Source organism: Reyranella sp., assembly GCF_004297265.1.
In the GTDB taxonomy this organism is placed as follows: Bacteria; Pseudomonadota; Alphaproteobacteria; order Reyranellales; family Reyranellaceae; genus Reyranella.
In genome coordinates, this window is record NZ_SCUT01000030.1 from 72,388 (window position 1) to 85,741 (window position 13,354).

13 protein-coding genes are annotated in these 13,354 nt (G+C 65.9%); 6 read left to right on the forward strand and 7 right to left on the reverse strand.

Going from position 1 to position 13,354, the window contains the following annotated elements:
• Positions 1-5 precede the first annotated feature (5 nt).
• Positions 6-572, reverse strand: a complete 567-nt coding sequence (locus EPO41_RS14215) for a cysteine hydrolase family protein (RefSeq protein WP_296326111.1) — start codon at positions 570-572, stop codon at positions 6-8.
• A gap of 70 nt (positions 573-642) precedes the next feature.
• On the opposite strand from EPO41_RS14215, the gene EPO41_RS14220 reads away from it, so the two are divergent.
• A complete protein-coding gene (locus EPO41_RS14220) occupies positions 643-1,749 on the forward strand; it encodes an LLM class flavin-dependent oxidoreductase (RefSeq protein WP_296326113.1) in 1,107 nt (368 codons plus the stop codon).
• A gap of 20 nt (positions 1,750-1,769) precedes the next feature.
• Here EPO41_RS14220 and EPO41_RS14225 read toward each other — a convergent pair whose 3' ends face one another.
• On the reverse strand, positions 1,770-2,462 hold the full coding sequence (locus tag EPO41_RS14225; RefSeq protein WP_296326115.1) for a tellurite resistance TerB family protein: 693 nt from the start codon (positions 2,460-2,462) through the stop codon (positions 1,770-1,772).
• A gap of 68 nt (positions 2,463-2,530) precedes the next feature.
• Positions 2,531-3,700, reverse strand: coding sequence for an MFS transporter (locus tag EPO41_RS14230; protein ID WP_296326117.1), 1,170 nt, complete (start codon positions 3,698-3,700; stop codon positions 2,531-2,533).
• A 128-nt stretch (positions 3,701-3,828) separates the two neighbouring features.
• Between EPO41_RS14230 and EPO41_RS14235 the strand changes: the two genes are divergently transcribed.
• From EPO41_RS14235 to EPO41_RS14245, 3 genes are read left to right on the forward strand one after another with little or no spacing between them, the layout of a single operon-like run.
• On the forward strand, positions 3,829-4,854 hold the full coding sequence (locus EPO41_RS14235; RefSeq protein WP_296326120.1) for a patatin-like phospholipase family protein: 1,026 nt from the start codon (positions 3,829-3,831) through the stop codon (positions 4,852-4,854).
• A gap of 33 nt (positions 4,855-4,887) precedes the next feature.
• Positions 4,888-5,973: a linear amide C-N hydrolase gene (locus tag EPO41_RS14240; protein WP_296326122.1), complete on the forward strand. Its 1,086-nt coding sequence runs from the start codon at positions 4,888-4,890 to the stop codon at positions 5,971-5,973.
• Position 5,974: 1 nt separating this feature from the next.
• Positions 5,975-6,880 carry an ROK family protein gene (locus EPO41_RS14245; RefSeq protein ID WP_296326123.1) on the forward strand — a complete coding sequence of 302 codons (906 nt, stop codon included), beginning with the start codon at positions 5,975-5,977 and terminating at the stop codon, positions 6,878-6,880.
• Positions 6,881-6,899: 19 nt separating this feature from the next.
• On the opposite strand, the gene EPO41_RS14250 is transcribed toward EPO41_RS14245, so the two are convergent.
• Positions 6,900-7,703 carry a DUF1849 family protein gene (locus EPO41_RS14250; protein ID WP_296326125.1) on the reverse strand — a complete coding sequence of 268 codons (804 nt, stop codon included), beginning with the start codon at positions 7,701-7,703 and terminating at the stop codon, positions 6,900-6,902.
• The gene (locus tag EPO41_RS14255) at positions 7,697-8,491 is read right to left on the reverse strand and encodes a DUF1849 family protein (RefSeq protein WP_296326127.1); all 795 of its coding nucleotides are present in this window, start codon (positions 8,489-8,491) and stop codon (positions 7,697-7,699) included. Before EPO41_RS14255 ends, EPO41_RS14250 begins: the two co-directional genes overlap by 7 nt.
• Before the next feature lie 185 nt (positions 8,492-8,676).
• On the opposite strand from EPO41_RS14255, the gene EPO41_RS14260 reads away from it, so the two are divergent.
• The gene (locus tag EPO41_RS14260; RefSeq protein WP_296326129.1) at positions 8,677-9,654 is read left to right on the forward strand and encodes a D-glycerate dehydrogenase; all 978 of its coding nucleotides are present in this window, start codon (positions 8,677-8,679) and stop codon (positions 9,652-9,654) included.
• Here EPO41_RS14260 and EPO41_RS14265 read toward each other — a convergent pair.
• Both EPO41_RS14265 and aspS read right to left on the reverse strand, forming a co-directional pair.
• Complete coding sequence (locus tag EPO41_RS14265) at positions 9,614-10,159, reverse strand: hypothetical protein (RefSeq protein ID WP_296326131.1); 546 nt, start codon at positions 10,157-10,159, stop codon at positions 9,614-9,616. The genes EPO41_RS14260 and EPO41_RS14265 overlap by 41 nt on opposite strands.
• Before the next feature lie 82 nt (positions 10,160-10,241).
• Complete coding sequence (gene aspS, locus EPO41_RS14270; RefSeq protein WP_296326133.1) at positions 10,242-12,047, reverse strand: aspartate--tRNA ligase; 1,806 nt, start codon at positions 12,045-12,047, stop codon at positions 10,242-10,244.
• A gap of 125 nt (positions 12,048-12,172) precedes the next feature.
• On the opposite strand from aspS, the gene rnd reads away from it, so the two are divergent.
• Entirely contained in the window at positions 12,173-13,330 is a 1,158-nt protein-coding gene (gene rnd / locus EPO41_RS14275) for a ribonuclease D (RefSeq protein ID WP_296326135.1), read from the forward strand.
• Positions 13,331-13,354: the final 24 nt, after the last annotated feature.

Consider the following 13,354-nt stretch of genomic DNA (forward strand, 5'->3'; position numbering starts at 1 on the left):
CGGCATCAGCGCGTGCCGGCGAGGATCGAATCGACGGTCGTGACCTCGGCATACTCGCCATCGAGAAGCGCCAGCGTGAGCTGATGGACGTCTTCCGCCGGCCATAGCCGGCCCGTCAGGTCGCGCTTGTCGCACGACCAGCAAGCGTCTCCCGGCAGCCGGACCTCAAAGCCTAGATTGGCCGCCACTCGCACCGTGGCTTCGACCGAGTTGGCGAGCAGCACGCCACAGATCACCAGCGGCGGCTTGTCCCCGCCGCAGCCGGCCGTCGCCTGAAGGCCCGCCGCGAGATCGGTGCCGATGAAGGCACTGTGGACCTTCTTCGCCACCACCATTTCGCCCTCGCGAGGCGCCGTCAACGGCAGGAAGTCGTTGCCTTCCTGCCCCGGCCGGAAGGGCGAGTCGGGGCTGGTGCTGTCATGCTTCACATGGACGATCGGCGCGCCGCGCCGGCGCCAGTCGGCCAGCAGCCGCGCGATGTTGGCCTCTGCGCCCGGATTGTTGCGTGATCCCCACTTGGGATGATCCATCGCCTTCTGCTGGTCGATCACGATCAGAACGTCCTCAGCCATGCATCCCTGCCCCCTTGCGCCTTGCGCGCAATGGTAGTGGACTTGCCCTCAACCAGAACAGGAGGAAACGATGCAATTCGGCTATTTCACGATGCCCTCGCATCCGCCCGAGCGCTCCCTGAAGGACGGGCACGAATGGGATCTCCAGGTGATCCGCTGGCTCGACGAACTCGGCTTCACCGAGGCCTGGATCGGTGAGCACCACACCGCGCCGTGGGAGCCCCATCCGTCGCCCGACCTGCTGGTGGCGCAGGCGCTGATGCAGACCAAGAACATCCGCCTCGGGCCCGGCGGCTTCCTGCTGCCGTATCATCACCCGGCCGAACTCGCGAACCGGGTCGCAATGCTCGACCACATTTCCGGCGGCCGGCTGAACTTCGGCATTGCCGCATCCGGGCTACCCAGCGACTGGGCGATGTTCAACGTCGACGGCATGTCGGGGACCAACCGCGAGATGACGCGCGAGGCCCTCGACATCATCCTCAAGCTCTGGTCCTCGACCGAACCGTTCGACTACAAGGGCAAGTACTGGCACGTCACCAAGCCCGACACGATGTTCGGCTTCCTGAAGCCGCACATCAGGCCGCTTCAGGCGCCACATCCGCCGATCGGTGTCGCGGGTCTCTCGAAGGGATCCGACACGCTGAAGCTCGCGGGCGAGAAGGGCTACATCCCGATGAGCCTCAACCTCAATCCGGCTTACGTGAAGAGCCACTGGGAATCGGTAGAGATCGGGGCCGCGAAATCTGGCCGCACACCCGACCGCAACCAGTGGCGCCTGGTGCGCGAGGTCTTCGTGGCAGACACCGACGAAGAGGCGATGCGCCTGTCGGTCGGCTCGCACATAGGCCGCATGATGCGGGAATACTTCCTGCCCCTGCTCTCCCAGTTCGGCTTCTTCGAATACCTGAAGCACGATCCGAATGCGGCGGACTCCGACGTGACGCCGGAATACTGCGCTCGACACAACTGGATCGTCGGCTCGCCGAAGACCGTCGTCGAGAAGATCGAGAAGATCTACGACGAGGTCGGCGGCTTCGGCCAGCTGCTCGTCTTCGGCTTCGACTATGTCGAGAACCCGCAGGCTTGGCGGCACTCACTGGAGCTGCTGTCGAAGGAGGTGATGCCCAAGGTGCAGCACCTCAAGCCCAGGATGGCAAAACTGGCGGCAGAGTAACTCTGCCGCCCGTGATTCTGCTAGGCAGCGACTGGCACGCTCTTGCCGGTCGCCGAGGCGACGCTGCCGTGCAGGTGCGCCACCAGAGCGTCGTCGAGCTTCAGCCGCGCGGCCAGCATGGCGAGGTAGCCGCGCTCGGCGGCGTTGTCGATGTCGATCGCCAGCAGCGACGCGGTGTAGATCTCGGCCGCCTCCTCGGGCGTGGCCGCCGCGCCCGCGACGGCGTCGACGTCGAGCTTGGCGCGAAGCTCGTCCATCACGAAGGCCTTGTCGTCGGCGCCGAGCGGCAGCTTGTCCATCTCTGCGAAGATCCGCGCTTGCTCCTGCGCGTCGACATGACCGTCGGCCTTGGCGGCGGCGATCATGGCACGCAACAGGTGGCGCGCCAGCGTCTGCTGGCCCGCCTCGGTCGAGGGGTTGAATGGGGTTCCGCTGGGCGCCGGCAACATCGGGACCGGAGCCTGCGGCGCCTGCGTGACCGGCGCCGCCTGCCCGGCCTGCCAGTCATTGTACGCCTTGTAGGCGAGCGCTCCGACCGCAGCCATACCGCCGAGCTTGAGAGCCTCGCCGCCGATCTTGCGGCCGGTCTTGCTGCCCATCAGTAGCGCCGCCAGGCTGCCCGCCAGGGCACCGCCGCCGGCACCGCGCAGGAAGTCGCCGCCACCCGGGCTGCCGCCGACGAACTGATCAAGGAGCTGCTTCGCATTGAACATGAGGCCTCGCTTCTTTGGTCCAAAGACGCGAATTCACTTGATGTGCGATTGTGGCAAAAGCTGGCCGTTCAGACCCGTTTGGAGAGAAATGCCGCGGCTGCGAAGCCCAAGGCCGCGACCAGCATGATGCCCGCCAGCCCCCATAGCACCGGCGCGTAGCCGCCGAAATATCCCCAGGCGAGCGACGCCATCAGCGGGCCGGCGGCCCGCATGACGTTGGTCGGCATCGTCAGCGCGCCGGACACGACGCCGTAGCCTTCGGGGCCGATGAATTCCGGTACCGCCATGCCGCGCAGGATGGTGACGAGGCCGTTCGCCACGCCATAGACGACCGCGAACAGGATCAGCGGATAGACGTCGGTGATGCCGGTTGCCAGGAAGGCCATCGAGACCGGAAAGGCGAAGTAGATGATCGCGCCGAGCTGAATGGTCGTGATGTGCCTCTGCCCCACCATCAGAAGCACCCGCCCCACTACCTGCATGGGGCCGATCAAGGCGATGATCGCCATGACGACTCCGGTCGGCACGCCGCGATCGTCGAGCAGCGGAATGAGATGGAAGCTCATGGCCGAGAAGGCGAGTCCATAACCGGCAAAGGCGACGATCAATCCCCAGAAGGCCGGAACGCGGACCGCGGTGGCGAGCGGGCTCTTCTTGGCGGCGCCCTCCACAGGCGGTTTCGGTGCTGCAATCGGCACCGCCTTCTCGTCGGGGCCCGGCACGATCAGCCAATGCATGACGGCAACGCCCAGGACGATGGCCGCCATCACGTCGAGCGCCGGCCGCCATCCGATCTGCTCGATCAGAAACTGCGCCAAGGGAATACCGAAGGTACTGGCCAACCCGCCGAGGAAGGTCATCAGCAGGATTGCCTGCTTGTAACGCGGGCCGTAGACGCGGGTGATCACCGCGAAGGCGGGTTCGTAGAGCGTCACCGCCTGGCACGCGCCCAGCCCGATCCACAGCGCATAGAACACCGGCAGCGAATCCACCCTCGACCACAGGACGAGAAGCACGGCAGCAAGTACCGAGCCGCCGGTCATCAGCAGCCGGCCGTGCCCGCGATCGATCCAGGCGCCGACGGCAATGGAACAGAGCCCTGCCGTGAGGAGGCCGGCCGAGAGCGCGCCGAACATCTCGCTTCGGGTCCAGCCGAGCTCCTGGGTCATCGGCACGACGAACAGCGGAAAGGTGTAGTAGACGATGCCCCAGGTGACGAGCTGGCCCAGCGAAAGCATCCAGAGAATGGTCGACGGGCGCTTTCGCCACGGTTCCTCTGCCCTCTCCTTCGCCATAATGCCGCCAGCTCCGCCCGCTCTTTACAGAACGATGACCCTAACGCCGCATCGCCTGCGAGGATAGACGCATGACGAATACCAAGCGCATCAACCTCGCTCTGCAAGGAGGCGGCAGCCACGGCGCCTATACCTGGGGCGTGCTCGACGCGCTGATCGAGGATGGAAGACTCGAGATCGAAGCTGTCAGCGGCACCAGCGCCGGCGCGATGAATGCCGCGATCATGCTGCAAGGCTGGGCCAAGGGCGGTGGCGCCGGCGCGCGCGCCGCCCTGGCCGCTTTCTGGAGCGAACTCGGGCAGATGTCGATCGCCAGCCCGATCCGCCGCACACCGCTCGACCGCCTGCAGGGTAACTGGAACCTCGACGATTCGCCCGGCGCCCTGTGGGCCGACCTGATCCAGCGCACGCTCACTCCATGGCAGCGCAATCCGCTCAAGTTCGATCCGTTGCGCGACCTCCTCACCCGGCACTTCGACCAGGAGGCGGTGCGCGCCTGCCACCAGATCAAGGCCTTCATCGCCGCGACCAACGTGGCGACCGGCAAGGTGCGCATCTTCACGCGCGAGGAGCTGTCGATCGACGCGCTGCTGGCATCGGCCTGCCTTCCCAGCATCCACGAAGCCGTGGTCATCGACGGTGAGCCTTATTGGGACGGCGGCTTCCGCGGCAACCCGCCGATCTGGCCCTTCATCTACAACAGCGAGAGCGCCGACGTGGTGATGATCGAGGTCGATCCGCCGCACCGCGAAGGCGTCCCGACCTCCAATGCCGAGATCGCCGACCGGCTGAACGAGATCACCTTCGGCGGCGCGCTGATGGCCGAGATGCGCGCCATCGCCTTCGTGCAGGAACTGATCGACAAGGGCGCGGTGACCGGCGCGTTCGGCGATCGCCTGAAGAAGCTGCTGATCCACTCGATCACAGACGCCCCGACCTTGGCGCCGCTCGGTGCGGTCAGCAAGTTCAACATCGAGCCGGAATTCCTCGATCATCTGTTCAAGGCCGGCCGCGCCTCCGCAACCGCGTGGCTGGCTTCGACGTTCGATAAGATCGGCGTGGAGAACAGCATCGACATACGCGCGCGCTTCCTGTGAGATCGAGGTCGACTAACAAGAGCAACGGAAAACATGAAACGTCTTCTGTCGGGGATCTCCGCAATCGCCCTCGCCGCGACCGCCTTCGCGGCACCGTCGCTGTCATGCACGCGAGCGCTCTATGTCGGCGACGGCGACCTCGTGCTGACCGGCCGCAACATGGACTGGGACGAGGACATGTACTCCAACCTGTGGGTATTTCCGGCGGGCATGAAGCGTAACGGAGCAGCCGGCGCCAACTCCATCGAATGGAGCTCCCGGCATGGCAGCGTCGTGGTGTCCGGCTACGAAGCGGGCAGCGCCGACGGCATGAACGAGAAGGGCCTGGTCGCCAACCTCCTCTATCTTGCCGAATCGAAATACACACCGGCGGCGGCCGGCCGGCCCAATCTCTCGATCGTCGCCTGGCCACAGTACGTGCTTGACAATTACGCCACCGTCGCCGAGGCGGTGGACGCACTGCGCCGGGAACCCTTCACGGTCGTCGCACCCACCCTGCCCAATGGCGCGCCGGCCGCACTGCATCTTTCCATCTCCGACCCGACAGGCGATTCGGCGATCTTCGAGTATATCGACGGCAAGCTCGTCATCCACCACAGCAAGAGATATGCGGTGATGACCAACTCGCCGTCCTACGACCAGCAGCTCGCGCTCGATGAGTACTGGAAGACAGTGGGCGGCACGACGTTCCTGCCGGGAACGGCGCGGGCCTCCGATCGCTTCGTCCGCACCTCGTTCCTCCTCGGCGCGATTCCCAGGAGCGCCGACAAGAACTTCATAAAGAGCGTTCCGGACCAGACCTTCGCGTACCAGGCGGTCGCCAGCGTGATGAGCGTCATGCGATCGGTCAGCGTTCCGCTTGGCCTGAAGACCCCGAACGAACCCAACATTGCATCGACGTTATGGCGGAGCGTCGCGGACCAGAAGAACCTCGTCTACTATTTCGACTCGGCGACCCGTCCGAACACTTTCTGGGTGTCGCTCGAGAAGCTCGATTTCAAGCCTGGTGCCCCGGCGAAGAAACTCACCATTCAGAACGGCGAAATCTTCTCCGGAGAGGTCGCCGGCGACTTCAAGCCCGCCGAGCCTTTCAAGTTCCTCCCAGCCTCGCCGAATTGACATGCGCATCGGCATTGATCTCGGTGGCACCAAGATCGAGGGGCTCGTCCTCGGCGATGACGGTGCCGAACGTGCGCGACTGCGCGTGCCGACGCCGCAGGACAGCTACGAGGCTACAGTCGGCGCCGTCGTCGGCGTGGTGCGCCAACTCGAGACGCGCGTGGGTGTGCGCTGCCGCGTCGGCATCGGCCACCCCGGCGCTCTCTCGCCCGCGACGGGCCTGATCAAGAACGCCAATTCGACACGGCTGAATGGCCGGCCGCTCGACGTCGACCTGAAGCATGGGTTGGGCCGCGACGAGGTGCGCCTGTCCAACGACGCCAACTGCTTCGCCGTCTCCGAGGCGGCCGACGGTGCGGGCACCGGCGCCCCGATCGTGTTCGGAGTCATCCTCGGTACCGGCGTGGGCGGCGGCATCGTGATCGACGGCAAGCCGCTGGTGGGGGCCCAGGCGATCGGCGGCGAATGGGGCCACAATGCCCTTCCCCTGCCTCGCGACGACGAACGCCCCGGCCCACCCTGCTATTGCGGCCGCAAGGGCTGCGTCGAGGCATGGTTGAGCGGTCCGGCGTTCCAGGCCCAGTACACACGCGCAACTGGCCGCGAGCTGCGCGCCACCGACATCGCCGAGGCCGCAGCAAACGGCGAGAAGATCGCGACCGAGTGCCTGGACCGCTACTGCGATCGCCTCGCTCGCGCGCTCGCCAATGTCGTCAACCTGGTCGACCCGCACGTCGTCGTGCTGGGCGGCGGCCTTTCCAAGATTCCGCAGCTCTACGAGCGCGTTCCCGAACTGTGGAAGAACTACATCTTCTCCGAGCGCGACAGGATCGCGACGAAGCTGTGCCCCCCAAAACACGGCGACTCGAGCGGCGTCCGGGGCGCCGCGTGGTTGTGGCCTGTCTAGATTGAAGTGAGGCCTTGCCTTACTTGCATTCAGGCTTCGGCAACGCTTCCAGGCGCGTGATGCGGTATTCGATGCCGCCGTCTCCCTGCTCGTGGGTGCCGTAGAGTTCGACGCCGTTGTCGAGGGTGACGCTGCTCATCTCGAAGGCGGGTTCGCCCTGGCCCTTCGCGTCGCCATCGAAGAAGCCGGCGCGGTAGTAGATGCGCGTGCGGCCGTCGACCAGCTCCTCCGCACCCTCCGGGATCTTCACGTCGGCGAGCCGCCTCGGCACCTTGCCGATCACCGCGTTGACCCGCTGCGGCGGCTTCACCTTGTCGCCAAAGAAGAACAGGGCATCGAGCCCGTTCTCGCCGGCCTTGGCGGCGCGAATCGTAGCGCGGGCGATGGCGACCGGGAACAGGGTCCCGGACGGCAGGCTCACCGTCTGGTTCTCGGGGTCGGTAAAGCGCGCCTGGCCGGTGCCGTCGTCGGACATGATCGCCTCGCCCTTGATCAGGCTGGTCTGTTTGCCACCGGTCACGGACCGGTGCTCGAAGATGAGCTTCCTGCCGTCCTTGCTCTCGGTCATCTGGGTCTGCTGTTCGGTCACAACCGCCGAGCGCTGGCCCGCAGCTTCCAGGCGCAGCCGCTGGTAGATGACATAGCCGTCGCAGGTCTGCTTCAGCTCGTAGGCGTAGGTCCCGGGCGTGTTGCCGGTCGGCTTGCCGTTCTCGATCGTGCCAACCTCATACACGGCGCGGTGAGGCGCCATCTCCTGCGCCATCGCCGGCGCCGCGAAGGCGACCAAGCTGGCGACGGGCACGAGCAGGCGGCATTTCAGCATCTTGGCCTCGGCAGGGCTTGGAGTTGAACGAGACGGGAATCCACGGCGAACTCGCCATAGTCGAGCAGCATGGAACGGGCGATGCCGTTGCCGAGCAAGTCGAGGGCCAATTCGTACTCCGGAGGGGCGCCTTGGTCACCGGACGCGAAGAAGGCGAAACGCACTCCCCACGCGGGTTGATTGCGCAGGAGGGCAACATCGCCGCGGACCACCGGCGCCCCGGTCTGCCGCGGCGGCCTGCCGATCACCGCGTTCACCCGGAACGCGCCATCGAGACGCGCGCCGTCAAACACGAGGTAGGACGCCGACTTGTCGCCGTCGCGGGCGTGACGAAGAATCAGGGCGAGGTGCGTGGTCGGAAACAGCGTCCCGGCGGGAAGCTCGAAGCTCCGCGCCTCCGGCAACGAGAAGTTCGCCCGCCCCTTGGCGCCGGGCGCATCGAGGTCGGCGTGCCCCCTCAGTTCCTCCTCGACCTCATCGTCCTGGATGTTGCGCACGCTGAACCGCAGGGAGAGCCCGTCCTTCGTTTCGTAGCTGGTAAAGCTCGAATCGGTGGTGAACTCGTCGCCGTCGTTGCGCAGGAACGTGAGCTTGATACGCTGCTTGACCTCCCAGCCCTCGCAGGCCTCGACGGTCTCCAGGACCATGCGACCGCTGACTTCGACGATGCCGCTGTTCGGCCGCGCCACGGACAGCTTCATGTCGTAGGTCGCCCGATGCGGCACCAGCGGCGAATCCGGCTGCTGCTGCTGAGCGTCGGCACCGTTTATCCACAGGCCCAGCAACACGAGAACGCCGACGGCGGCGAGAACGACCGCTGTTTGGACGCGAGGACGGCGAAAACTATACGTGGTCAACTGACGAGGGCTTGGGAGGCTAGGCCTTGTAGCCGGGCTGCCAAGCGTAATATCCATGCGCGCGGAATACCAGAATGATTGCCTGCGTCAGGGCTACACAGGGAGGGATTTCTTCAATGAGCAACGGCAAGCCCAGGGTCCTGGCGACCCGGCACTTCCCGCCCGACGTCGAGTCCCGCCTGGCGGCAAATTTCGACGCACGGCTCAATCCAGAGGATCGGCTCTACGACGGCGCGGCCCTGGCCAAGGCATCGGCCGGCTTCGACGGCATCATGTGCGCCGCCGGCGACGCGCTGAACGCCGCGACCATCGCCGCCCTGCCCGCCTCCGTGCGCATGATCGCCACCTTCTCGGTCGGCTACGAGCATGTCGACGTGGCCGCCGCGGCCAGGCGCAACATCGTGGTCAGCAACACGCCCGACGTCCTGACCGACGCCACCGCCGATATCACGATGCTCTGCCTGCTGGGCGCCGCGCGCCGGGCGCACGAGGGCGCGACCATGCTCCGGACCCACAACTGGGTCGGCTGGACGCCGACGCAGCTCATGGGCACCCATGTTACCGGCAAGAGACTCGGTATCCTCGGCATGGGCCGCATCGGCCAGGCGACCGCCGATCGCGCGCGCGCCTTCCGCATGCAGATCCACTATTCCAACCGCAGCCGCCTGGCGCCCGACCTCGAAAAGGGTGCGGTGTTCCACGCCAACCCCGACGACATGCTGCCGCATTGCGACTTCCTCTCGATCAACGCGCCGATGACGCCCGCGACTGCCAAGTGGGTGAATGCCGAGCGCATCGCCAAGCTGCCCAAGGGCGCCATCGTGGTGAACACGGCCCGCGGCGGCGTGGTGGACGACGAGGCCTTGATCGCCGCCTTGAAGAGCGGTCACCTCGCTTCGGCCGGTCTCGACGTGTTCGATGGCGAGCCGCGCATCCATCAGGGCTATTACGGGCTCGAGAACGCGTTCCTGCTGCCGCACATGGGCTCCGCCACGGTCGAGACCCGCAATGCGATGGGCTTCAAGGCGCTCGACAATCTCGAGGCCTTCCTGCTCAGGGGACAGACGCCGCCGGACCTCGTGAAGGCTTCTTAGCCGAGCGCTGCGCCGTTTTCGCCTTCTTCGTCTTGGGTGGGGCCGCTGCCTTGGTCGGCGGCGCGGATTCGGCGGCCGGTTCGACATTGGCTGTCATCGGCCCTTCCGCCGCCGGCGGCGTGGCCGACGGCGCCCGGTAGACGGAAGAATCCCAACTCACGGCCGGTGCATTGGCAGCCGGACGCAGTGGCGCGGAATACTCGACGCCGCTCTCCGAGACCGTCCGCTGAGGCTCGGTATAGTCGGTATTGTAGGGGTCCTTGCCGTCGACACGCGCGGTGCAAATCTGCCGACCCTTGAAGATCCGCCAGATCGCACAATCCTGCTTGGTGACGACCGAATAGACATGGTCGGTCGAGGTCTTGTCGGAGGCTGCCAGCAGACCGCCATCGGCGGCGTAGCTCGCCGCCGAAACGGCGGTGGGCACGCCACAGGCGCTCGTCATAAGCGCCTGCCCCGCCACCAGCGGCAGGATCATGAAGGAAGAGAGCTTAAATGAGCTCATAATCTTCTTTATAAAAAGACTATAACTCATTGATCGTACTGGACATTCCTGGTCCCGTCAATTTGCACTCCCTCTACTACACCTACTCCTTCCTGGCCGGCGGCAGACGCAATCCGATGTGCAGTTCCCGCAACTTCTCCGCCGGCACCTCGGCCGGAGCATCCATCATCAGGTCGACCGCCGACTGGTTCATCGGGAAGGTGATGATCTCGCGGATGTTCGGCTCGTCGGCCAGCAGCATGACGATGCGGTCGACGCCGGGAGCCGCACCACCGTGCGGCGGGGCGCCGAACTTGAAGGCGTTGAGCATGCCACCGAAGCGCGCCTCGACCTCTTCCTTGCTGTAGCCGGCAATTCCGAACGCCTTGTACATGATGTCCGGCTTGTGGTTCCGGATCGCGCCGGAGCATAGCTCGATGCCGTTGCAGACGATGTCGTACTGCCACGCCTTGATGGTCAGCGGATCCTGCGTCTCGAGCGCCTCGAGCCCGCCCTGGGGCATGGAGAACGGGTTATGGCTGAAGTCGATCTTCTTCAGCTTGTCGTCGTACTCGAACATCGGGAAGTCGACGACCCAGCACAGGGCGAACTGATCCTCGTCGATCACGCCCAGCTCCTGGCCGATCTTGGTCCGCGCCTGGCCGGCGAACTTCCAGGCGGTGTCGGCCGTGTCGGCCACGAAGAACACCGAATCGCCGTCCTCGGCACCGGTCAGCTCCTTCAGCTTCGCCAGCCGCTCTTCGGCCACGAACTTGGCGATCGGGCCCTTCCCGGCGCCGTTCTCCAAGGTGATGTAGCCGAGACCCGGCTTGCCCTCGCCCTGTGCCCAGCTGTTCAGCTTGTCGAAGAAGCTGCGCGGCTGACTGGCAGCCTTGGGCGCCCGGATGGCGCGCACCACCCCGCCCTTGGCGACGATGCCCGCGAACACCTTGAAGTCGGATCCGGCGAATACCTCGCCCACCTCGAAGATCCGCAGCGGATTGCGCAGGTCGGGCTTGTCCGTACCGAAGCTCAGCAGCGCCTCGGCGAAGGGAATGCGTGGGAACGGAAAGGGCGAGACCTTGCGCGGAGTCTCGCGGTTGAACGACGCGAATTCCTGGAAAACGCCACCCAGCACCGGCTCGATGGCCTCGAACACGTCTTCCTGGGTGACGAAGCTCATCTCGAAATCGAGCTGGTAGAACTCGCCCGGCGAACGGTCTGCTCGGGCATCCTCGTCGCGGAAACAGGGCGCGATCTGGAAGTAGCGGTCGAAGCCCGACACCATCAGCAGCTGCTTGAACATCTGCGGCGCCTGCGGCAGGGCGTAGAACTTGCCGGGATGCAGACGGCTCGGCACCAGGTAGGAGCGCGCGCCCTCCGGACTGTCGGCGGTAAGGATCGGCGTCTGGAACTCGGTGAAACCCTGGTCGATCATGCGCCGGCGCAGGCTGGCGATCACCTGGCTGCGCAGGATGATGTTCTTGTGCAGCTTGTCCTTGCGCAGGTCGAGGAAGCGGTACTTGAGCCGCAGCTCCTCCGGCGTCGTGTCGTTCTCCTGGTAGACCGGGATCGGCAGCGGTTCGGCCATCGACTGGACGACCATCTCGGCGGCGTCGAGTTCGACCGCACCGGTCGCCAGCCTGGGATTCACGGTCGAAGCCTCGCGGGCCACCACCTTGCCCGTAACGGTGATCACGCTTTCGGTCCGCACGGCCTCGGCGGTCTTGAAGACCGGGCTCGAGACGTCCAGCACCACCTGCGTCACCCCGTAGTGGTCGCGCAGGTCGATGAACAGCAGGTTGCCGTGGTCGCGCTTGCGCTGCACCCAACCTGAAAGGCGGGCCTGCTGGCCGACATGCTCGGGCCGCAACTGGCCGCACGTATGGGTTCGGTAGACTGAAGACATGACGTATTTTCCGGGTTTGGAGGCCCGGCAAAAGGCACCGAAAGCCGAGGCAAGTCAAGGGAATGGCCGGTTTCCGTTCACGGCAACTTTGCCGGAGGCGCCGCGGGGTCTATAGATCGTTCCCAATGAAGCTCATCACAACGACCGACGAGTTGGCGGCATTCTGCAAGCCCCTCGCCGATACCGAGTTTATTGCCGTCGACACCGAGTTCATGCGTGAGCGGACCTACTGGCCCAAGCTCTGCCTGGCCCAGGTCGCCGGCCCCGACGACGCGGCCGCGATCGACACGCTGGCCGAGGGCATCGACCTCGCCCCGCTCGACGAGCTGATGCTCAACCCCAAGGTTCTCAAGGTCTTCCATGCGGCCCGGCAGGACTTGGAAATCTTCTACCTGCGCCTCCAGAAGGTTCCCGGGCCGCTGTTCGATACCCAGGTCGCCGCCATGGTCTGCGGCCACGGCGAGGCCGCCTCCTACGAATCGCTCGCGACCCGGCTGGCCAAGGCCAAGATTGACAAGTCCAGCCGTTTCACCGACTGGAGCCGCCGGCCGCTCAGCGAGCGCCAGATCACGTACGCCCTGTCCGACGTCACCCATCTGCGGGTGGTCTACGAGAAGCTCAAGAAGCAACTCGACAAGACCGGCCGCTTCTCATGGATCGCCGAGGAAATGGCCGTGCTGAACGATCCGGCGACCTACCGCGCCGATCCGGAGCAGGCCTGGCGCCGCTTGAAGCCCCGCGGAGCCTCGCCTCGGGTGATGGCGATCCTCAAGGAGGCGGCCGCCTGGCGCGAGCGTACGGCGCAACGAATCGACATCCCCCGCCAGCGCCTGTTGCGCGACGAACAGCTCCTGGAGATCGCCGCCCACGCGCCGAAATCGATCGAGGAACTCGCCGCGACGCGTGGCCTCGGCCGTGGCTTCGCCGAAGGCTGGCAGGGCCGCGAGCTGATGGAAGCCATCGAGCGTGCGCGCGCCCTGCCGGAATCGGAGCTGCCGGTCCGCGACAAGACTCCCGAGCAGATTCGTGCGCCCGGCGCGATCGTCGACCTGCTGCGGACCCTGCTGCGGCTCAAGGCCGAGCAGGCCGGCGTGGCCGGTCGTCTGGTGGCCAGCGCCGACGAACTCGACCGGCTCGCCGCCGGCAAGCGCGACATCGCGGCCCTGAAGGGCTGGCGGCAGGAAGTGTTCGGCGCCGACGCCATCGACCTGATCGAAGGCCGGCTCGCGCTGGCGCTGAGCGGCGACCAGCCCAAGCTCATCCAGCTCCCACCGACACCCTGAAGCTCATTGGCGCGCGCCGCCCCC